Origin of the sequence: Massilia oculi (genome assembly GCF_017582745.1) — a bacterium.
Classification (GTDB): domain Bacteria; phylum Pseudomonadota; class Gammaproteobacteria; order Burkholderiales; family Burkholderiaceae_D; genus Telluria; species Telluria oculi_A.
This window is the reverse complement of the sequence record NZ_JAFVIM010000001.1, coordinates 121758-143755: the sequence shown is the minus strand read 5'-3', so window position 1 is coordinate 143755 and position 21998 is coordinate 121758. Positions and strand designations below refer to the sequence as shown.

General features: G+C 66.8%; 17 protein-coding genes. 9 read left to right on the top strand and 8 right to left on the bottom strand.

Going from position 1 to position 21998, the window contains the following annotated elements:
• Positions 1-42: 42 nt before the first annotated feature.
• Positions 43-1413, top strand: a complete 1371-nt coding sequence (locus J3U95_RS00630; protein ID WP_208276792.1) for a hypothetical protein — start codon at positions 43-45, stop codon at positions 1411-1413.
• A 184-nt stretch (positions 1414-1597) separates the two neighbouring features.
• Here J3U95_RS00630 and J3U95_RS00625 read toward each other — a convergent pair whose 3' ends face one another.
• The 6 genes from J3U95_RS00625 to uraH all read right to left on the bottom strand — a co-directional run bounded on the left by J3U95_RS00625 (position 1598) and on the right by uraH (position 8271).
• A complete protein-coding gene (locus tag J3U95_RS00625) occupies positions 1598-2830 on the bottom strand; it encodes a type II secretion system F family protein (protein WP_208276791.1) in 1233 nt (410 codons plus the stop codon).
• Between the two features lie 21 nt (positions 2831-2851).
• Positions 2852-4579 carry a type IV-A pilus assembly ATPase PilB gene (gene pilB / locus J3U95_RS00620; protein ID WP_208276790.1) on the bottom strand — a complete coding sequence of 576 codons (1728 nt, stop codon included), beginning with the start codon at positions 4577-4579 and terminating at the stop codon, positions 2852-2854.
• A 278-nt stretch (positions 4580-4857) separates the two neighbouring features.
• Complete coding sequence (locus tag J3U95_RS00615; protein WP_208276789.1) at positions 4858-5214, bottom strand: hypothetical protein; 357 nt, start codon at positions 5212-5214, stop codon at positions 4858-4860.
• Positions 5215-5407: 193 nt separating this feature from the next.
• Positions 5408-5965 (bottom strand): ClpP family protease, encoded by a 558-nt coding sequence (locus tag J3U95_RS00610; RefSeq protein WP_208276788.1) that lies wholly within the window; start codon positions 5963-5965, stop codon positions 5408-5410.
• Between the two features lie 52 nt (positions 5966-6017).
• The gene (locus J3U95_RS00605) at positions 6018-7844 is read right to left on the bottom strand and encodes a DUF4153 domain-containing protein (protein ID WP_208276787.1); all 1827 of its coding nucleotides are present in this window, start codon (positions 7842-7844) and stop codon (positions 6018-6020) included.
• Positions 7845-7917: 73 nt separating this feature from the next.
• Positions 7918-8271, bottom strand: a complete 354-nt coding sequence (gene uraH / locus J3U95_RS00600) for a hydroxyisourate hydrolase (protein ID WP_208276786.1) — start codon at positions 8269-8271, stop codon at positions 7918-7920.
• Positions 8272-8486: 215 nt separating this feature from the next.
• On the opposite strand from uraH, the gene J3U95_RS00595 reads away from it, so the two are divergent.
• Positions 8487-10883 (top strand): TonB-dependent receptor plug domain-containing protein, encoded by a 2397-nt coding sequence (locus J3U95_RS00595; protein WP_208276785.1) that lies wholly within the window; start codon positions 8487-8489, stop codon positions 10881-10883.
• Entirely contained in the window at positions 10880-12181 is a 1302-nt protein-coding gene (locus J3U95_RS00590; protein ID WP_208276784.1) for an aminotransferase class V-fold PLP-dependent enzyme, read from the top strand. The genes J3U95_RS00595 and J3U95_RS00590 overlap by 4 nt, the downstream gene beginning before the upstream one ends.
• Before the next feature lie 32 nt (positions 12182-12213).
• Here J3U95_RS00590 and J3U95_RS00585 read toward each other — a convergent pair whose 3' ends face one another.
• Entirely contained in the window at positions 12214-12921 is a 708-nt protein-coding gene (locus tag J3U95_RS00585) for an SDR family NAD(P)-dependent oxidoreductase (RefSeq protein WP_208276783.1), read from the bottom strand.
• Between the two features lie 11 nt (positions 12922-12932).
• Positions 12933-13640, bottom strand: coding sequence for an SDR family NAD(P)-dependent oxidoreductase (locus tag J3U95_RS00580; RefSeq protein WP_370662034.1), 708 nt, complete (start codon positions 13638-13640; stop codon positions 12933-12935).
• Between the two features lie 165 nt (positions 13641-13805).
• Here J3U95_RS00580 and J3U95_RS00575 point away from each other — a divergent pair, with 165 nt between their 5' ends.
• The 6 genes from J3U95_RS00575 (at position 13806) to guaD (ending at position 21986) form a co-directional block, all read left to right on the top strand.
• A complete protein-coding gene (locus J3U95_RS00575) occupies positions 13806-14726 on the top strand; it encodes a LysR family transcriptional regulator (RefSeq protein WP_208276781.1) in 921 nt (306 codons plus the stop codon).
• Positions 14727-14806: 80 nt separating this feature from the next.
• Positions 14807-15754 carry an allantoinase PuuE gene (gene puuE, locus J3U95_RS00570; protein ID WP_208276780.1) on the top strand — a complete coding sequence of 316 codons (948 nt, stop codon included), beginning with the start codon at positions 14807-14809 and terminating at the stop codon, positions 15752-15754.
• A 131-nt stretch (positions 15755-15885) separates the two neighbouring features.
• On the top strand, positions 15886-17349 hold the full coding sequence (gene xdhA / locus J3U95_RS00565; protein ID WP_208276779.1) for a xanthine dehydrogenase small subunit: 1464 nt from the start codon (positions 15886-15888) through the stop codon (positions 17347-17349).
• A gap of 10 nt (positions 17350-17359) precedes the next feature.
• On the top strand, positions 17360-19684 hold the full coding sequence (gene xdhB, locus J3U95_RS00560) for a xanthine dehydrogenase molybdopterin binding subunit (RefSeq protein ID WP_208276778.1): 2325 nt from the start codon (positions 17360-17362) through the stop codon (positions 19682-19684).
• On the top strand, positions 19681-20682 hold the full coding sequence (gene xdhC / locus J3U95_RS00555) for a xanthine dehydrogenase accessory protein XdhC (protein WP_208276777.1): 1002 nt from the start codon (positions 19681-19683) through the stop codon (positions 20680-20682). Before xdhB ends, xdhC begins: the two co-directional genes overlap by 4 nt.
• Complete coding sequence (guaD, locus tag J3U95_RS00550) at positions 20682-21986, top strand: guanine deaminase (RefSeq protein WP_208276776.1); 1305 nt, start codon at positions 20682-20684, stop codon at positions 21984-21986. Before xdhC ends, guaD begins: the two co-directional genes overlap by 1 nt.
• Positions 21987-21998: the final 12 nt, after the last annotated feature.

Genomic DNA, 21998 nt, shown 5'->3' with positions numbered 1-21998 from the left:
GTGGCGATAGGCTGAAGCCGAGCCTACCGCCGCCATGCCGCCATGCCGAGCCCGACCTTCACCTTCCTGAACCACGCCGGTTTCCTGCTGCGCACCGACCATGCGCTGCTGCTGGCCGACCCCTGGCTGGACGGCACGGTGCTGAACGATGCATGGAGCCTGCTCGATCGTTCCACCAATACCGGCAAGCTGATTGCCGAGCTGAATGCAAGCGGCTTGCCGGTGTTTATCTGGTGTTCGCGCGCCCAGCCCGATCGCCTGTCGGCGCCTTTCCTGCGCCGCTTTCGCGCCGAGTTTCGCGGCATCGCCACCTTCCTGTATCGCCAGGGCCGCGACTGGCGCCTGCACGCCGAGCTGCGGCGCAACCGTTTCGCCATGTCCGAATGCCCTGAAGGGCAGCCGCGCACCCTGGCGCGCGACCTGCGCCTGACGGCGTTTGCGAACGGCGAAGGCGACTCCTGGTGCCTGGTCCGTTGCGGCCGGCGCACGCTGCTGCACCTGGGCGAGCGCGCGCTCGCCACCCGCGCCGCCTGCAGCGCCGCCGCCGAGCGCCTGCGCAGGGCCAATGAGCGCGTCGATGTGCTGCTGACGGGCTTTGCCGACATGGCCTGGTGCGGCAATCCCGACGACTTCGCCCGGCGTGAAGCGGCGGCCGAGCAGGGCATCGAGCGCCTGGCCTTGCAGGCCGAGACCTTCAGGCCGCGACTGATCGTGCCGGTCGCGTCATTTGCCCGCTTCAGCCGGGTCGACAATGCCTGGCTCAACCACGGCCGCCGTACACCGCTGGGCGTGCTGGAGGCGCCGCGGCTCGAAGCGCAGCGCGGCATCATCCGCTTCTTGCAGCCGGGGGCGCGCTTCGACCTCGAATTCGACAGCCCGGCCAGCCTGGCGGCCCGGCACGAGCAGGCGCTGGCGCACTGGATGCGCTGCTGGCGCGACCGGCCCGAGCCGCTGGCGCGTCCGGCGCAGGCGACGGTGGCGGAGTTGAAGGAGGCTTTTCTCAGGTATCGCGAGCGGGCGGGGGAGCGGTTGCACGGCTTGCCGCGGCTGCTGGAGCGCTTGCGTTTGCTGCGTCCGCTCGTGCTCGCGTTGCCCGATCTGCGGCAGACGCTCGAGTTGTCTTATCTTCGCGGCCTGCGCCTGCTGGCGCGCGACGCGCAGGCCGACGTGGCGATGTGTTCGGGGACGGCGCTTTACCTGCTGCGGGCGGAGGATGGGTTCGATACGACGTATGCGGGAGGGTGTTTCTGGATCATGCGGGGGAGTGGGCTGTCGGCGTTTGGGCGGTTCTTCCTGCCGCAGCGGATGGGGCGGCGCGGGCTTGATCGGCAGCGGCCGTGGGCGACGGGAAGTGTGCTGCTGAGGGCAATTCTTGAATGGGCAGCGCGCGGGATCAGGACAGTGCTGAGATAGCCAACAAGACGATCACTGGTATCCATTGTTTGTGCCGAGACCCGATCAAAAGTGTTTAAACGGGCTGCGTCTCGCACAAAAACATTTTTGCTACATAAAAAACGTTAAAAAACGGCGTGATCAAAAACGTTCAGGGCGCGGACCTACTGACAGTTCGGCCCGCGCGCCACAGGCCGCTCCCCTCTTACACTACCGACCCCAGCTTGAAGATCGGCAAATACATCGCCACCACCAACCCACCAATCAACACCCCAAGAATCACCATGATCAGCGGCTCCATCAGCGACGACAACGCCGCCACCGCCTCATCCACTTCATCCTCGAAGAAATCCGCCACCTTCCCCAGCATCGCGTCGAGCGATCCCGACTCTTCTCCGATCTGCACCATCTGGATCACGAGGTTCGGGAACACGTCCGAATTCTGCATCGAAGCGGTCAGGCTGGTGCCCGTGCTGACCTCGTTCTGGATCTTGCGCGTGGCCTCCAGGTAGACCGCATTGCCCGAGGCCCCGCCGACCGAGTCGAGCGCTTCCACCAGCGGCACGCCGGCCGCGAACATGGTCGACAGGGTGCGCGTCCAGCGCGCGATGGTGGCCTTGCGGATGACGCTGCCGAAGATCGGCAGGCGCAGCAGCAGGCGGTCCATCACCTGCTGCATCCTGAGCGAGCGGCGCCAGGCCTGGAAGAACAGGTACAGCCCGGCGAACAGCGAGCCGAAGATGATGTACCACCACTCCACCACGAAGTCCGAGATCGCCATCACCACCACGGTCGGGGTCGGCAAGTCGGCGCCGAAGCTCGAGAACACTTGCTTGAAGGCCGGCACCACCCAGATCATGATCACGGCGGTGACGACCAGGGCCACCGCCAGGATCGCGATCGGATAGGTCAGGGCCGACTTGATCTTGCCCTTGAGCGCCAGCGTCTTTTCCTTGTAGATCGCCAGGCGCGTCAGCAGGTCTTCCAGGATGCCGGCCTGTTCGCCGGCGCCGACCAGATTGCAGAATAGCGGATCGAAGTACAGCGGGAACTTGCGGAAGGCGCGGTTCAGGCTGGTGCCGGTCTCGACGTCGTTGCGCAGGTCCTGGATCAGCTTGGCCATCGACGGGTTGCTGTGGCCCTTGCCGACGATGTCGAACGATTGCAGCAGCGGCACGCCGGCCTTCATCATGGTCGCGAGCTGGCGCGTGAACATGGTCAGGTCCTTGTCGGTGATTTTCTTGCCGCTGCGGTAGACCTTCTTCTTGACCTTGGTGACCATGATGCCCTGGCGGCGCAGGGTCACGTTGACGATCGCCTCTCCGCCGGCGCGCACTTCGCCGCGCACGACGCGACCGGTCTTGTCCTTGCCTTCCCAGGCGTACACGTTCTCCTTGACCTGCGCGCCGCGGCTCTTGGGTTGGGGGGATGTTGCCATTGTTCGTGTTCCTGTCCGGTCTTATTCGTTGGTGCAGCCAAGCACTTCTTCAAGGCTGGTCAGCCCCTGTTTCACTTTCAGCAGGCCCGAGCGGCGCAAGGAGTTGACGCCTTCCTTCTCGGCCTGGGCCGCGATCTCCATGGAATTGCCGTTGGCCAGGATCAGCGCCTCGATACTAGGGGAGATCGGCATGATCTGGTAGATGCCGACGCGCCCCTTGTAGCCCGAACCCAGGCAGCGGTCGCAGCCGACCGGGCCATAGGGCCGCCAGTCGCCGTCCAGGTCGCTGTCGCGGTAGCCGGCGGCCAGCAGGGCTTCGCGGCTGATCTCGAGCGGCTGCTTGCAGCTGCACAGGCGCCGCGCCAGGCGCTGGGCCGTGATCAGGATCACCGACGAGGCGATATTAAAGGGCGCCACGCCCATGTTCATCAGGCGCGTCAGGGTCGACGGCGCATCGTTGGTGTGCAGGGTCGAGAACACCATGTGGCCGGTCTGGGCGGCCTTGATCGCGATGTCGGCGGTTTCCAGGTCGCGGATCTCGCCGACCATGATGATGTCGGGATCCTGGCGCAGGAAGGATTTCAGCGCTACCGGGAAGGTCAGGCCGGCCTTTTCATTGACGTTGACCTGGTTCACGCCCGGCAGGTTGATCTCGGCCGGGTCTTCTGCGGTCGAAATATTGATCCCTGGCTTGTTCAGCAGATTCAGGCAACTGTACAGCGACACGGTCTTGCCCGAACCGGTCGGGCCCGTCACCAGCACCATGCCGTAGGGGCGGGTAATCGCCTCCAGCAGCAGCGCCTTCTGGTCCGGATCGTAGCCGAGCGCGTCGATGCCCATCTGGGCCTGGGTCGCGTCCAGGATACGCATCACGGTCTTTTCGCCGAACAGCGTGGGCAGGGTGCTGACACGGAAATCGATGGTGCGCGTGGCCGACAGGATCAGCCGCATGCGGCCGTCCTGCGGCACCCGCTTTTCGGCGATGTCCAGGCGCGCCAGCACCTTGATGCGCGAGACCAGTTTTTCGCGGATCGAGAGCGGCGGCATCGCATGGTCGCGCAGCACGCCGTCGACCCGCAGGCGGATCCGGTAATATTTTTCGTAGGGCTCGAAGTGGATGTCCGACGCGCCCATTTGCACCGCGTCCATCAGGATCTTGTTCAGGAAGCGCACGATCGGCGCATCCTCGACGTCGCTGGCGGCTTCCGGGTTCGTTGCCGACTGCTGGTCTTCCTCGGCGAATTCGATCTCGGCGTCGTCGCCCGCCAGCTCGCTCAAATCCTGTTCGGCGCCCTTGGCGATCGCGGCCAGCAGGGTCAGCAGAGCATCGTGCGGCACGATCACCGGCTCGACCGTCGCCTCGCTCTGGAACTTGATCTGGTCCAGGGCCTGGGTATTGGTCGGGTCCGACAGCGCGACCGACAGCTTGTTGCCACGCTTGGCCAGCGCGATCACGCGCTGGGCCTGCATCAGCCTGGCGTCGATGGCGCTGGTGGGCAGGAATTCCGGCGCGAAGGCGGACAGGTCGAGCAGAGGATAGCCGAAGGTTTCGGCGCAGAAGGCGGCCAGCGCGCGCGGTTCGATCGCGCCGCTGGCGAGCACGGCGTCGATGAAGGCGGTCTTCTCCTGGACCGCCTTCTTGTGCAGCATGTCCGCCTGCGCGGCGCTCAGGCGATTGGCCTGTACCAGCGCGCGCGCCAGGCCCGACAGTTGCGTGCCGGTGGTCGTGTTCGGGAGGACTGCTGCCATATGCGCCGTGTGTGGGAACCTCAAGGGAAGCGACAAGGGCGCCGGGCGGGCCGGCGGACCAACGGATCATGCCTACAGGCACTAAATTTGTAAAGGATTTGGTGCTGCTGAGATGCGTCCGTACCACGTGGACGAATTGGCATGTCGGGCAGGATCGCCCGGAATGGATGAGCGTGTATTGCGCTGGATGGAGCGGGTCGCGTTAACCCTGATGAAACAGTCTTGGCAAAGGTTTCATGGTCGTGGTCGGTTCGACCAGTCCATCCAGTCATGCGGTGTCAAGGCGCCTCGGCGTAGGCCTGGTCGGCCGTGCGGACGATGACCATCGGACGCTGCAGCGTGTTGGTGTCGCCCGGATTGCGGTGGGGCGCCGACATGAATGCCGACAGGCCGATGCGGCCGGCGCGCGCGTTCATGTCGTCCGAAATGCGGAACTGTGCGCATGCCTGGTCGGGCTCGGCGCCGCGTGGTTCTTTTGCGTCTTGACGCGCCGCGTCGCGGGCGGTCAGCGATTGCCAGTTGTTGACGGTGTAGTCGGTGCGTGGATCGAGCCTGGCATCGGCGCTGTCCTGGGCGTAAACGGCAGGCGCGAGCAGGGAGAGCGCCAGCAGGGCGGCGCGGATGTTCTTCTTCATCTGAGGTACTGCGATTGTTACGTGGGCTGCTAGAAAAGGGGCGCTGGCAAGGGCAGCAGGCAGGGGCGCCCGTCATTGACGGGGGTGATTCTATCCAGCAGCCAATTTGCTCAGCAACAGTTTTATTACGATTGACGAGATTTATCGCCAAATTGCCAACAGATGTGGCTGAAGTGACACAGACACGCCGGTCTCAGTTCCACCAGTGGCAGGTTGGCCCCGCCGTCGGCAGTCTGGCCTGCACGGCTTCGTGGACGATGCCGGCGCCAACCGCCTCCTCGGCGGTATAGATGCGGGCATGGCCCGTCAGGTGCGGCCGGATGTCGGTTTCGTGTCCCGCTTCGCGGGTGGCCTCGCGGAAGATGCTGGCGTAGCGTTCGGCATCGAAGTCCAGGCACTCGCGCCACTCCGACACGCGCGCATGGTCGGCCGCCACCAGGTTGCCGAAACCCCAGTGCAGCGGGTGGATCAGGAAGCGCGTGCCGGGGCAGGCATAGCGCTTCTGGCCCGCCAAAAAGATCACCACGCCGACCGATTCGACGCTGCCGATATTGTGGGTGGTGAGCGGGATCGGCAGGGACTTCAGGAAGAAGTAGAGCGCGAAGCCGGCCGTCATATTGCCGCCCTCGGTCGAGATGTGCAGCGCGATCTCGGTCGCGCCTTTTTGCAGCGCTTCCAGGCAGCAGTTGCGCACCGTGCAGGCGGAGTTGTGGTTGATCGGACCGATGAAATGGACGATGTGCAATGCCATGGTGCTCGCGCTCCAACAATGTATTACGGACATTCAAGCATAGCGATTATCCTCAGCGCGGCGCGTCCTCTTCGATCGGCGCGGGTTCGGCCCCGCACTTGAATGGCGTGTGGCGAGGATTGATTTCAATTCGCCTGCCATCGATCTCGAGATCGGCCACCGCCGGAGCGACCGCCCGCAGCTTGCCGGCGCGCATGGCATCGAGCAGCGGCGCGCAGTCGGCAAGGCCAGGCGGCAAGGCGCCGGCGAATTCCCATGCGCCGCCATCGCCTTGGCGCAGGACGGCATTGCCGTGATTGGCGGCGCCAACCAGGATGACTTCTGGCCGGGCATCGCCGCCGAGGTCGATCACGAAAACGTCGCAGATCGCGCCCTGGCGCTGCAGGCAATAAGGCAGGTACAGGTGTTGTTTGAACTGCCGCCAGTCGAACTCGACGAAACCGGCGGGCAGCGGCGTACCCGCCGGCCAGACGCGCAGGTTGTCCGCCACCTTCAGGTCAGGGACAGGTGCGCCGGGTTCCCGCGACTGGCGCAGGCGTGCCAGCTCCGTCCGCAGCCAGCCGGCGTCGTCTCCCGCGGCGCTTTTTTCCAGTTGCGCGATCGCTTCGCGGCCAAAGCGCGCGCCATGGTGGTACAGGTAGGCGACATCGAGCTGCGGGAGTTTGATCTGGCCGCTGGCCAGGCGCGCCATCTGGCTGTTGACGGCGATGCGGCCCGGATCGAGGATGGGAGACAGCAGCAGCGCCAGCACGGCCAGCACTACGAAGGCAGCTGCGATATTGACGCCGGCCAGGGTCCGCAGCCAACCGCGGCGCAGCGCCGCGGCCGCATAGCCGCCGGCATAGCAAGCCGCGACCAGCAAACTGGCGGCGGCGATGACGCGGTCGGCCGACCAGCCGTGGTCCGCGACGCGCAGCGCGAGGGCATAGGCGGCGAGCAGGGTCAGCGGCACCAGCAGCAGGCAGGCGATGCGCGCGGAGACGGCCAGCACGCGCGCCGGCGGGCTGGCGCCGTCCTGGTAGGCCGCATTGATCAATATGACGAAGGCGGCCGCCGCACTGAGCAGGATGCCGCCGGCGCTGCGGGTGGCCCACAGCGGATCGAGGCCGGTGAACGGCAGGCTGGCCAGGAAGCCGCCCACCAGCAGGGTGAGCACCGGCAGGATCCAGGACAGCAGCACGTGCAGCAGGTTGCGGATGCCGCGCACGATGGCGGGCTTGACGTCGGTCAGGTGCATCGCCACCGAAAATGCGAAGGCGGTGACGGGAATGAAGAACCAGGGCTTGCCGATGGCCCAGCTCAGGAAATTCAGTTTGACCAGGTCGAACAGCGCGGCGCCCAGTTGCAGTACTGCCCAGGTGGCGCCCACGAACACGAGGCAGAACAGGATCTGCAGGTTGAGCTTCCAGGCGACCTCGAAGTAGCTGGCGTACGCCGCGATGCGGCGCCCCTCGCGGCTGGCCGCCAGCACCAGCGCATGGGCGATGAAGAAGCCGACCACCAGGCACAAGGTGAGCATGCCGGACGGCTTGCCGCCCTCCCATTCCGTACCGCCGAGCCGGCGCCACATATCGTAGGCGGCCAGCAGTGCGATGACGGCGGCCGCGCTCAGCGCCCACGCGGTCAGCTGGCGGCGCGACAGGTGGCCCAGGCCGCTGATCAGGATCACCGGCAGCAGCAGGCCGAGCATGACGAGCGGCCCGAACAGCAGCGGGACGGTGGCGGGCCAAAACTTGTCCTGCGCCGCCGTGTACAGCAGGTAGAGCAGCAGGCCCTGGGCCAGGCCGATGCCGATGCGCGCGGGGCCGAGCCAGGCTGGGATGAGGTCGTCGTCGCCGGGCGAAGGTGAAAAAGAAGCGGCGGGCGCGGGCTGCTGCATGGCGTCAATCCTTGATCGTGGTCTTGATGAGTATCTTACTTCCGATCAACGCCAAATGACGCCCGCAAGTCTGCTAGCTGCCGCGGTAGGTCGAATACGACCACGGCGTCATCACCAGCGGCACGTGGTAGTTCTGGGCAGGGTCGGCGATGCCGAAGCCGAGCGTGATGCGGTCCAGGAAGCGGGGAGCAGGAAGGTCGACGCCGCGCGCCGCGTAGTAGTCGCCGGCGTGGAACACCAGTTCGTATTGGCCGGCCTGCAGCTCGGCCGCCTCCAGCAGGGGCGCATCGCAGCGGCCGTCGTCGTTCGTCAGCGCGCTTGTCAACAGCGTGCGGCCGTCGGCGCCGATCGCGTACAGCTCGACCCGGATGCCGGCGCCCGGGCAGCCGTGGGCGGTGTCGAGTACGTGGGTAGTCAGTTTTCCCATCATGGTCCTTGTCAGCAGGTGTGGGTGGAAGCCAATCATAACGCCAGCAGGGACAGATATAAGCGCCAGCTGGTTCTGGATATCACCCGCGCGATTTCGTGATGCGATGCTTCACTTCATAGTCACGAAATATTGCATCTTTAGGCTATCGGCTTGCCAAATCCGCACCAGCAGGTGGGAACGCGGCAGCTCTTTCATCCAACCTGAAGACCGCAATGAAGATCAAACGACACCAGATCGCCAGCGCCGCCGCGCTGTGCGTGACCCATGCACTGGTTGGCGTGCATGCCCAGAACACTTCCACCGCAGCGGCGCCGCTGCTGGCCGCCGCCGAACCGCAAGCCGTGATCGTCACCGGCACCCGTGCCAGCAACCGCACCCAGTTCGACACCCTGGCGCCGGTCGATGTCTTCAGCCGCGAAGAGATCGCGGCCGTCGAATCAAGCGACCTGAACGACGTGCTGGCCCAGCTCGTACCTTCGTACGTGGTCCAGCGCCTGCCGATGGCCGACGGCCAGGTCTTCGTGCGGCCCGCCACCCTGCGCGGGCTGTCGCCGGACCAGACCCTGGTGCTGGTCAACGGCAAGCGCTTCCACCGCAGCGCCTTCCTCGGCGCGCGCGGCTCGCAAGCGGTCGACATGGCGCAAATTCCGACCAGCGCCATCAAGCGCATCGAGGTGCTGCGCGACGGCGCCTCGGCCCAGTATGGTTCCGATGCGATCGCCGGCGTCATCAACATCATCCTCGACGAAACGGCCGGCGGCGAGATCAACGGCCAGCATTCGCAATACGGCGAAAACGACGGCAAGACGAATACCGTGCGCGCCAAGTATGGCTTCACGTTCGGCGAATCGGGCCGGATCAACCTGTTCGCCGAAGCGGCGGACGCCGACCCCACCTCGCGCACCCGCCAGCGCCAGGACGCACTCGACTTCCAGGCGGCGCACCCCGAGCTGCAGGTGCCGAACCCGGTGCAGCGTTGGGGCCAGCCCGAGCTGGAAAGCCAGCGCATCGGCTACAGCGCCAGCGTGGGCTTGGGTGGCGAGCTCGAAGCCTACAGCTACGGCCTGTTCGGCCGCAGCGAAGGCGTGTCCGACTTCAACTGGCGCAATCCAGACACCAGCGGGAGTGTGTATAACAAAACCGCAGCATTCCCCGGCTGGGACGTGCGCAGCATCTACCCGACCGGCTTCAGCCCTCAGTACAGCAACGAGCAGGACGACCTGCAGGTGCTGGCCGGCGTGCGCGGCCGCTTCACCGAGGTGCTGGCGTGGGACCTGAGTGCATCGTATGGCCGCAACCGCATCGACTATGGCCTGCACAATTCGATCAACGCCTCGCTCGGCCCAAACAGCCCGACAGCTTTCGACCTGGGCCGCCTGACCCAGGAAGAAAAGCTGGTCAACGCCAACTTCAATTACGAGTGGAACCTGGCCGCGCTGGCGCGGCCGGTCAACGTCGGCTTCGGCCTCGAGTACCGCAACGAACGCTATGGCGTGCGCGCGGGCGAGGCGGCCTCGTATGCGGTCGGCCCCGGCGCCGCCTACGGGCTCGACCCGAGCGCCAACGGCGCGCCGGGCTTTTCCGACCGCCAGGCCGGCCGCTGGGACCAGGACAGCTACGCGGCCTACGTCGACGTCGAAGTGCCGCTCAGCCAACGCTTCTCGGTCGGCGCCGCGCTACGCTACGAGGATTTCTCGGAGTTCGGGGACAGCGTCAACGGCAAGCTGTCGGCGCGCTATGAGGTCACGCCCGACCTCGCCGTGCGCGGCTCCTTCTCGACCGGCTTCCGCGCACCGACCCCGGGCCAGCTGAATACCAGCAGCACCAGCCAGGGCCTCGACACCCGCACCCTGCTGGTGTTCACCAGCGGCCGCCTGTCGACGAGCGATCCGATCGCCGTGGCGCTCGGCGCCAAGCCCCTCACGCCCGAGGAATCGGACAACCTGTCGCTGGGCCTGACCTGGAAGGGCGCCATGGGCCTGTCGGGATCGGTCGACCTGTACCAGATCAAGCTGCGCGACCGTTTCAGTACCTCGGCCTCGTTCCCGGTGCCGGCCGGGATGGCCAATCCGCTGCGCTACACCTCGGTCAACTACTTCACCAACGACTTCGATACCACCACCCAGGGCATCGACATCGTCGCCAATCACCTGAGCCGGATCGCAGACGGCCGATTGAACCTGACCCTGGCCTACAACTACAACAAGACGCAGGTCGACGACGGCAGCACCGCGGTCGCCTCCAACCTGACCCAGCGCACGATCTTCGAAGACCGCCTGCCGCGCCAGAAGGCCACCGTCAGCGCGGCCTGGGAGCGCGGCGCCTGGAGCGCGCTGGGACGCATGCGTCACTACGGCGCCTGGACCGACAGCACCGGCAACGCGACGGGCGACATCTTCCAGCGCTTCGGCGCGATGCGCTTCTTCGATGCGGCGCTGAGCTACAAGCTCACGCCGAAACAGACCCTGCGCTTCGGCGTCGACAATGTGTTCGACAAGTATCCCGATGAAGCGGTATTCCAGGCCAGCCGCGGCCTGATCTACTCGCGCAATGCGCCGTACGACACCGATGGGCGCAACCTGTACGTCGACTACACGGTGAAGTTTTGAGCCGGCCCGACCCGCAGCGGCGGGCCTGGCTGCGGGCCGGTCTCGCGACGTCGCTGGCGCCGGCAGGCGCGCTGGCGGCCGCGGCGCCGGCGCTGCCCGATATTGCGCCGCCTGCGCTGACACCGAGCGCGCTGGCGCGCGACAACGCCTATTGGGGCCGCGTGGCCGCGCACTACGACGTCACCGACGAGGTGGCGATGCTCGACAACGGCTACTGGGGCTCGATGGCGAGTCCGGTGGTCGCGGCCTACCAGCGTCACGTGGCCGAGGTCAACCACGGCAACGCCTTCTACGGCCGCCTGCGCTTTCCGCCCGAGTACGAGGCGGCGCGCGCCGCGGTAGCTACGGCGCTAGGCGTGGGGCGCGACGAGATCGTGCTGACGCGCGGCGCCACCGAGGCGCTGCAGGCGCTGATCGGCGGCTACAACCGGCTGCGGCCGGGCGACACCGTGCTGTGCGCCGACGTCGACTACGACAATATGATCACGACCATGGGCTGGCTGAAGGCGCGGCGCGGCGTCGAGGTGGTCAAGATCGCCGCGCCGGACGCCGCCACGGCGACCGTCCAGTCGCTGGTCGACTGCTATGCGCAGGCGATGGAGCGCCATCCGAAGCTCAGGATGATGCTGCTCACCCACGTCAACCACCGCAACGGGATGGTCATGCCGGTGGCCGAGATCACGCGCATGGCGCGCGAGCGCGGCATCGGCGTCATCGTCGACACGGCCCACGGCTTCGGCCAGCTCGACATGCGCATCCCCGACCTCGGCTGCGACTACGCCGGCATCAACCTGCACAAATGGATCGGGGCGCCGGTGGGCGTGGGCGCGATCTATATCCGGCGCGGCAGGGTGGCCGACATCGATCCCTATATGGGCGAGCAGGACGGCATTGATATCCGCACCCGGGTGCATACCGGCACCGTCAACTTCGCCGCCTACCTGGCCTTGCCGCTGGCGCTGGAAATCCATGCGCGGATCGGCGTGGCCAATAAACAGGCGCGCCTGCACCACCTGCGCAACCGCTGGGTGGAGGCGGCGCGGGAGATCGCCGGCATCGAGGTGCTGGCCTCACCCGACCAGCGCCTGACCAGCGCGATCGCCTCGTTCCGCCTGCGCGGCAAGACCTCGGTGGCGGACAATATCGCGCTGTCGAAGCGGCTGCTGCAGGAGCACGGCGTGTTCGCCGTCATGCGCGATGGGTTGGCGTCCGGCGCCTGCGTGCGGGTGACGCCGGCGATCTTCACGCAAGAGGCGCAGGTCGATCGGCTGGTGGCGGCGCTACGGGCGCTGGCCTGAGCGCGGCAAGGGTGGGCGAAGGCGGATGCCTGCTACCACGGCAGAGGCTCGCCCCGATAGTCCAGGTAGCGGTGCTCGCCGGAACCCATTGCCAGCTCCAGCTGGTCGGCGACCCCACGCACGCTGGTCGCGACGTCGATCTCGGCCTGCACGGTGCCGTCCAGCGTGCCCATCGCGGTCGCGACCCAGCCTGGGTGGATGTTCAGCACGCTACCGCCCTCCGGCGCCAGTTCCGTGTACAGCCCGCGGCTGAGCATGTTCAGGGCGGCCTTGCTGGCCCGGTACAGCTCCATGCCGCCTTCGACGTTGCCGGCGATGCTGGCGCGGTGCGAACTCATGAAGGCAACCGTGCCGCGTGGCGCCAGGCAGGACAGCAGCCATCTGGCCAGGCGGAAGGGGCCGACCGTGTTCGTGTGGAAGACCTCGGTCCATTCCTGCTCGCTGGCATCAGGCATGGACTGATGCAGCGCTCCCCAGATGCCGGCCACCATGAACACGGCGTCCAGCGGCAGACCGCCTTGCGCCAGTTGCCGCGCGAATGCGCGCCCTTGGGCGGCATCGGTCACGTCGACCGTGCCCAGCGCCAGCCGGTCCGGGAATGCCTGTCCGAGCCGCTGCAGGTCTCCGGTGTCGTTCATGGCACGCGCCGTCGCGGTCACGTGCCAGCCGCGCCGCAGCAGTTCTTCGGACAGGCCCAAGCCGAGTCCGCGTTCAGCGCCGATGATGGCAATGCGTTTCATGTTTTCTCCTTTCAGATGGCGGTGTAGCCGCCGTCGGCCATGATGACGGCGCCGGTGATGAAGCTGGCCCGGCTCGATGCGAGCCAGACGATGACGTCGGCGATTTCGCGCGGCTGCGCGACCCGGCCGAGCAGATGAGCGTCGCCGAAGCCGGCCAGGGTGGCGCGGCTTTGTTCCGGTGCGCCGCCAAGGAAGGCTGTTTCGACCACGCCGGGCGCCACTGCGTTGACGCGGACCCCGGCGTCGCCCGCTTCCGCCGCCAGTACGCGCGTCAGCTGGTCGATGGCGCCCTTCGACGCCGAATAAGCGGCCAGCCCCGGCATTGCCACTGCGCCGCTGATCGAACTGACGTTGACGATGGCGCCCTCGCGCCGGGCAAGCAGATGTGGCAGCGCCGCGCGCGCATGCAGGAAGCACGAGCCGGCATTCACGGTCAGGATCGCTTGCCATTCCTCGAAGCCGGTATCGACGGCGGCGCGGTTCAGCGTGCGCCCCGCATTGTTCACCAGGATGTCCAGGCGCCCGAAGCGGGCGAGTGCCAGGTCGATGGCGGCTTGTGGGGTGCCGGGATCCGAGGCGTCGCCGCACAGCGTCGCCACTTGCGCGCAGGCCATCTCACCGACGTCGGAACGCAGGTCTTCCGCAACCACGAAGGCGCCCTCGGCCAGCAGAGCCGCCACGGTGGCCCTGCCGATATCGCCGGCTGCACCCGTAACCACTGCAACTTTTCCTTTCAATTCAAGTTCCATCGCGTCCTCCAGTATTTGGATTGCCGAGCTTGGTCGGCAGGCTTGATGACCAAGCTTAGGCGTTCATGACTGTGAAGTGAATGGCCGATATACTGAATGGACTGTGAAGCAATAAATGCATAATCTGGAGGTGTCATGCGCGGTTCCGAATTCCACGACCTGCGAGTCTTCGAGGCGATCTGCCGGCTCGGCAGTTTCGCACGGGCAGCGCGCGAACTAGGGGTGTCGCCGTCGGCCGTCAGCCAGATCCTGCGCCAGCTCGAGGAGCGCCTGGGCGTCCAGTTGCTCAACCGCACCACCCGTAGCGTCGCGTCAACCGACGCCGGCGCCAGGCTGTACGCGCAGCTGCGGCCCGCGCTGTCCAGCCTGGAAGCCGCGCTGGAAAGCGTGAATGCGCACCGCGAACGGCCCACCGGCACCATCCGGCTGTACGTGCCGCGCATCGCCTTTCGCATGTTCATCGAACCGGTGCTGGCGCAATTTCATATGCGTTATCCAGAGGTCATCCTCGACCTGACCATCGAGGATGCGATCATCGACATCGTCGAGCATGGTTTCGATCTCGGCATCCGCCTTGGCGAGCTGCTCGACGTCGACATGGTTGCGATAGCCCTAGGGCCACCGATGCGCCAGAAGACGGTGGCGGCGCCGTCCTACCTGGAGGGCAGGCAGATTCCCGTCCACCCGCGCGACCTGTTGCAACACGCCTGCATCAACTGGCGTCAGTCGGGCAGGGACGGGTTCTACAAGTGGGAATACGAAAAAGCGGGCGAGCGCATCGACGTCGCCGTGCGCGGACCGCTGGTGGTCAACGACCGTGCGGTGGGGCTGAACGCGGCCCTCGAAGGGGTGGGCATCGCTATGTCGGCCGAGCCGCGGGTCGACGACCTGGTCCGGTCGGGGCACCTGGTGGCGCTGCTGGATGAATGGACCCCGCCATTCGCCGGGTTCCATCTCTACTATCCGCGCCAGCGCAGCATGCTGGCCGCGACGCGCGCCTTCGTCGATTTCGTCACGGGGCGCGACGAGGACACCCGGGCTATACTCCGCCGCTGAGCTCAATTATGCGCGGCCGGATATGCCGTTGTGTTCCCTGCAATATATCATCGGAGCGTTCTCATCTTGCGAGCGCTGCCATGGACACTGCCTATCCACGCGACCTGGCCGGCTACGGCCGCAATCCGCCGCATGCGCGCTGGCCCGACGGTGCGCGCATCGCCCTGCAGTTCGTCCTGAACTACGAAGAGGGCGCCGAGAACTGCGTGCTGCACGGCGACCCGGCCTCCGAAACCTTCCTGTCCGAGATCGTCGGCGCCAGCGCCTTCCCGGCGCGCCATATGAGCATGGAGTCGCTCTACGAATATGGCTCACGCGCCGGCCTGTGGCGCCTGCTGCGGCTGTTCGAGGAGCGCCAGCTGCCCCTGACCGTCTTCGGCGTGGCGCAGGCGCTCGCGCGCCATCCCGAGGCCGTCGCCGCGTTTCGCGAACTGGGACACGAGATCGCCTGCCACGGCCTGCGCTGGATCTCCTATCAAAACGTCGATGAGGCGCTTGAACGCGCGCACATGAAGGAAGCCGTCGAGATCATGCGTTCCCTGCTTGGTGCCGCGCCGCAGGGCTGGTACACGGGACGCGACTCGCCCAACACGCGCCGCCTAGTGGTCGAGCATGGCGGCTTTACCTATGACGCCGATCACTACGGCGACGACCTGCCGTTCTGGCAGCGGGTCGAGGCGGCCGGGCCGGATGGCGCCGTGCGCGGCGTGCCGCACCTGGTGGTGCCGTATACGCTCGACACCAACGACATGCGCTTCGCCACGGCCCAGGGCTTCAATTCCGGCACCCAGTTCTTCGACTACCTGAAGGACGCTTTCGACGTGCTCTACGCGGAAGGCGACCCCGCCGGCCTGGACCGGCCCAAGATGCTGTCGGTCGGCCTGCACTGCCGCCTGGCGGGGCGGCCCGGGCGGACGGCGGCGCTGGCGCGCTTCCTCGACTACGTGATGCGGCATGACCGCGTCTGGGTGACGCGCCGCATCGATATCGCCAATCACTGGAAAGCGGTGCATCCTTATCTGGAATGACGAGCGAAAGCGCGCGCCGGAGATATTCATAATTGATGATAATTGATATCAGAATTGGATGATATGAGGGCGGCCGCCGGATGGTAGCCTTCCGCCCTTGGCGAACAGTAAAGTTTCACTCCGAGACAGGCATGTCAGAACCGATCCGATTCCTCTTCCGTGGCGAGGTGCGCGAACTGCGCGAGGCCCCGCCGACGCAAACCATCCTGCAGCACCTGCGGGAGGACTTGCGCTGCACGGGCTCCAAGGAAGGCTGCGCCGAAGGCGACTGCGGCGCCTGCACCGTGGTGGTCGGTTCGCTGGAAGATGGCCATCTCGCGCTCAAGGCCGTCAACGCCTGCATCCAGTTCACTCCGACGCTGGACGGCAAGGCCTTGTTCACGGTCGAAGACCTGGCCCAGGCCGACGGTGAGCTGCATCCGGTGCAGCAGGCGCTGGTCGAGTGCCACGGTTCGCAATGCGGCTTCTGCACGCCGGGCTTTGCCATGTCGCTGTGGGGCATGTACCTCAAGCAGGAGGGCCGCGTGCCGGCGCGTTGCGAGATTGACGATGCGCTGTCCGGCAATCTGTGCCGCTGCACCGGCTACCGTCCCATCATCGACGCCGCGCGCCGCATGGTCGAACTCCCGCCGGTCGCCTTCGACAAGGCAGAGCTGGCCGAGCGCCTGCGGGGCCTGCAGCGCAGCCACGGCTTCAGCTACACGGCCCATGGCCAGCGTTTCCACGTACCGCGCACGCTGGACGAACTGGTGGCCTTGCGCGCCGCGCATCCGACGGCCGTGCTGCTGGCCGGTTCGACCGACGTCGGCCTGTGGGTCACCAAGCAGTTGCGCACGCTGGGCGACGTCATCTACCTGGGCCAGGTCGATGCGCTCAAGACCGTGAGCATAGACGCCGGCATGCTGGAGATCGGCGCCGGCGTCTCGCTGCAGGATGCCTACGCGGCGCTGTGCGAGCGCTATCCGGCCGAGCTGTCCGAACTGTGGCAGCGCTTCGCTTCGCTCCCGATCCGCAATGCCGGTACCCTGGGCGGCAATGTCGCCAACGGTTCGCCGATCGGCGATTCGATGCCCTGGCTGATCGCGCTGGGCAGCCAGGTGGTCTTGCGCAGCAGCGAGGGCACCCGCGTGCTGGCGCTGGAAGATTTTTATCTGGGCTACCAGCAGAAAGACCTGCGCGCGGGCGAGTTCGTGCAAGCCGTGCGCGTGCCGCTGCCGGCCGAGGGACTGCGCTTCCGAACCTATAAACTGGCCAAGCGCTTCGACCAGGACATTTCGGCGGTGTGCGCCGCCTTCGCCATGACGCTGGGTGGCGACGTCATCGTCGAGGCGCGCATCGCCTTCGGCGGCATGGCGGCCACGCCGAAGCGCGCGCACGAAGCCGAAGCCGTCCTGCGCGGCCAGGCCTGGAGCGAAGCCACGCTGCGAGCGGCAATGGCCGCGCTCGCGCGCGACTACGCGCCGCTGAGCGACGCGCGCGCCTCGAGCAGCTACCGGATGCGCACCGCGCAGAACCTGCTGCACCGGTTCTGGCTGGAGACGCGGCCGGAAAATCCGCTGCCGGCCAGCGCCGTCAATGCCTTTGCCAGCCTGTGAGGGATTGATCATGAACGATGCAGGCTTGAACCGCGTGGATGCCTGGGCCGAAGTCGGCCGCGCCCGCAAGCACGAATCCGCCGAGCTGCACGTGCGCGGCCAGGCCACCTATACCGACGACATCGCCGAACTCGCCGGCACCCTGCACGCGGCCCTCGGCCTGTCGGCGCGCGCGCATGCGCGCGTCAAAGGGATCGACCTGGCCCCGGTCCGCGCCAGCCGCGGCGTGGTCGCGGTGCTGACGGCAGCCGACATTCCCGGCCTGAACGATTGCGGCCCGATCGTCCACGACGATCCGATCCTGGCCGATGGCCTGGTCCAGTATGTGGGCCAGCCGATCTTCATCGTCGTCGCCGACAGCCATGACAATGCGCGCCGCGCGGCGCGCCTGGCCGTGGTCGACTACGACGACTTGCCGGCCATCCTGACGCCGCAGGCGGCGCGCGCCGCCGCATCGTACGTGCTGCCGCCGATGCGCCTGGCCCGCGGCGATGCGGCCCAGGCCTTTGCGCGCGCGCCGCATACGGTCAAGGGCGAGCTGCACGTGGGCGGCCAGGAACAGTTCTACCTCGAAGGGCAGGTTGCCTATGCGATCCCCGGTGAAGACCGCGGCATGCAGGTGTACTGCTCGACCCAACACCCGAGCGAGATGCAGCACGTGGTCGCGCATGCGCTGGGACTGCACTCGCATCACGTGACGGTCGAGTGCCGCCGCATGGGCGGCGGCTTCGGCGGCAAGGAATCGCAGTCGGCGCTGTGGGCGGCGGCGGCGTCGATCGCGGCAGTGCGCACGGGCCGCCCGGTCAAGCTGCGCGCCGATCGCGACGACGACATGCTGGTCACCGGCAAGCGCCACTGTTTTCACTATGAATACGAGGTCGGCTACGACGACGAGGGCCGCATCCTGGCGGCGAAGGTCGATATGGTCACCCGGGCCGGCTACTCGGCCGACCTGTCGGGCCCCGTCGCCACGCGCGCCGTCTGCCACTTCGACAACGCCTATTACCTGTCCGACGTCGAGATCCGCGCCGCCTGCGGCAAGACCAATACCCAGTCGAACACGGCCTTTCGCGGCTTCGGCGGACCGCAGGGCGCGATCGCCATCGAATACGTGATCGACGAGATCGCGCGTGAACTCGGGCGCGATGCGCTCGACATCCGGCGCCTGAATTTGTACGGCAAAACGGAGCGCAACGTCACGCCCTTCGGCCAGGAGATCGTCGACAACGTGCTCCCCGAGCTGCTGGCCGAGCTCGAAGCCGACAGCGATTATCGCGCGCGGCGCGCGGCGATCGGCGAGTACAACCGCGCCAGCCCGGTGCTCAAGAAGGGCCTGGCGCTCACGCCGCTCAAGTTCGGCATCGCCTTCAACGTCACCCACCTGAACCAGGCCGGCGCGCTGGTGCATGTGTACGTCGACGGTTCCATCCTGGTCAACCATGGCGGCACCGAGATGGGACAGGGCATCAACACCAAGGTGATGCAGGTGGTGGCGCACGAGTTGGGCGTGGAATTGGCGAGGGTGCGCGCCACCGCGACGAATACGTCCAAGGTCGCCAATACCTCGGCCACGGCGGCGTCCACCGGCGCGGACCTGAACGGCAAGGCGGCCCAGGATGCGGCGCGCAAGATCCGCGCGCGCCTGGCCGATTTCGCGGCTGTGCAATACGGCGGCCTTGCGAGCGAAGTGCGCTTCGCCGCCGGGACCGTGTTCGTCGCCGGCCTTTCCCTGCCGTTCGGGGCACTGGTGGCGAAAGCCTACCTGGCGCGGGTGCAACTGTGGTCCGACGGCTTCTATGCGACGCCCGGCCTGCATTGGGACGCGAAGACGATGACCGGCCGGCCGTTCTCCTACTTCGCCTATGGCGCGGCGGTGTCCGAAGTCGTGGTCGACACGCTCACCGGCGAATGGAAACTGCTGCGCGTGGATGCGCTGTACGACGCCGGCCGCTCGCTCAATCCGGCGATCGACATCGGCCAGGTCGAAGGCGCCTTCATCCAGGGCATGGGTTGGCTGACGACGGAAGAATTGTGGTGGAACCCGGCCGGCAAATTGATGACGCATGCGCCGTCCACCTACAAGATCCCGGCCGTCTCGGATTGTCCCGAGGATTTTCGCGTGCGCCTGTTCGACAACGCCAACGTCGAGGACAGCATCCACCGCTCGAAGGCGGTCGGCGAGCCGCCGCTGCTGCTGCCGTTCTCGGTCTTCTTCGCCATCCGCGACGCCATCTCGAGCGTGGGCGGGCACCAGGTCAATCCACCGCTGAATGCGCCGGCGACGTCGGAAGAGATCCTGAAAGCGGTTGCATTCGTCGAGGCGGCGCGCGCATGACGAACGACTGGCTTCACCCGCACGCAGGCACGGCCGCCGTGCTGGTCACGGTGGCGGCCGTGAAAGGCTCGGTACCGCGCGAACCTGGCGCGAAGATGCTGGTGCGCGCCGCGGATTTCGACGGCACCATCGGCGGCGGCCACCTCGAGCATCGCGCCCTGGACATCGCGCGCCTCATGCTGCAGCTGGGCGAGGCGCGCCGCTTCGAACGCTTCGCGCTGGGCCCGAGCCTGGGCCAGTGCTGCGGCGGCGTGGCCTGGCTCGCATTCGAGCGCATGGAAGTCGAACAGGTGGATATCCTGCGCGCGCGCCGCCACCAGGACACCTGGCGCCTGGTTGCCCTCGACGGCGCCAGCGAATGGGCCGTGCTCGACGAGGCGGGCCGCCATCTCGCCGGTGCGACTGCCACGCCATCCTTCGCGCGGCCGCTCGAAACCCGCGTCGTCGAAGGCGAGGGCGGTCGCCGCTGGCTGCTGGACGCCGTTCTTGCCCCACGCGACCACCTGATGCTGTTCGGCGCTGGCCACGTCGGCGCCGCCATCGTGCGCGCGCTGGCGCCCTTGCCCTGCCGCGTCACCTGGGTCGACGAACGCGACGACCTGTTCCCGGCCGAGGTTCCCGCCAATGTGACGGTGGAAGCAACCGACACCCCGGAAGCCCTGGTTGAAAAAGCCGCCCCCGGCACCAGCTTTCTCGTCATGACCCATAGCCACGCGCTGGACCTGCGCCTGTGCCACGCAATTCTCTCTCGATCACGCAGTGATTCCTGCAAGGATTGGTTCGGCCTGATAGGATCGAGTACCAAACGCAGCCAGTTCGAGGCGCGCCTGCGCGAACGAGGCGTCGATGCCAAGCGCATCGATGATATGGTGTGCCCGGTCGGCCTGCCTGGCATCGACGGCAAGGCCCCGGCCGTGATCGCCGCCTCCGTCGCGGCCCAGCTGCTGTCCGTATGGGAAGCAGCTCACCACCCTGAAGAACAACCGGAACTCTCGTAATGTCCACCGCATCACCCAATCTGCAAGCCTACCGTGCGAGCTTGCTGCACTTTCGCGCCGACCCGGCCTTCGACGACCAGGCCGCGCTGTGGCACGAAGACGGCCTGCTGGTCATTGAAGATGGCAAGGTCAAGGCCGGGGGCGACCATGCCGCGCTGGTCTCCACTTTGCCGCCCGGACTGGAGCCGGTCGACTACCGCGGCAAGGTGATCGCCCCCGGCTTCATCGACACCCACCTGCATTACCCGCAGACCGACATGATCGCCTCGCCGTCGCCCGGCCTGCTGCCATGGCTGGAGACCTACACCTTCCCGAGCGAGCGCCGCTTCGAGGACCCGGCGCATGCGCGCGCCACTGCCGAGTTCTTCCTGGACGAGCTGCTGCGCTGCGGCACCACCACCGCCGTGGTGTACTGCACCGTGCATCCGCAATCGGTCGACGCTTTCTTCGAGGCCAGCGAGGCGCGCAACCTGCGCATGGTGGCCGGCAAGGTGCTGATGGACCGCAATTGCCCGGACTTCCTGCGCGACCTCGAGGGCGACCTGGGCCAGAGCGAAGACCTGATCAATAAATGGCACAAGCGGGGACGGTCGCTGTACGCGATCACGCCGCGCTTCGCCCCGACTTCGACCGACGTCCAGCTGCGCCTGACCGGCGAGCTGGCGGCGCGCCATCCGGACACCTTCATCCAGACCCACGTCTCGGAAAACAGGGACGAGTGCAAGTGGGTGAGCGAGCTGTTCCCGCAGGCGCGCAGCTACCTCGACGTGTACGAGCGCTTCGGCCTGATGCGTCCGCGCGCGCTGTTCGGCCACTGCATCTGGCTCGACGACGAGGACTTCGCGCGCATGGCCGCCACCGGGTCGGCGGCCGCCGTGTGCCCGACCTCGAACCTGTTCCTGGGCAGCGGCCTGTTCGACTTCGAACGCGCCGACAGCGCGCGCGCGCTGCTCTCGCTGGGCACCGACGTCGGCGCCGGCACCTCGTTCTCGATGCTGCAGACCATGAACGAAGCCTACAAGGTGGCGCGCCTGAAAGGCAGCTACCTGCCGGCGCTGCGCATGTTCTATCTCGCCACCCTGGGCGCGGCGCGCAGCATGCGCCTGGAAGACACGATCGGCAGCTTCCAGCCCGGCCTGGAAGCCGACTTCGTGGTGCTCGACCGTGAGGCGACGCCGCTGCTGGCGCGCAGGACGAATCATTGCAACTCGCTGGAGGAACTGCTGTTCGCGCTGGCGCTGCTGGGAGATGACCGTACGGTTGCCGCCACCTATTCTGGTGGACGCCAAGTGCACGTGCGTTGATCTCACAATATT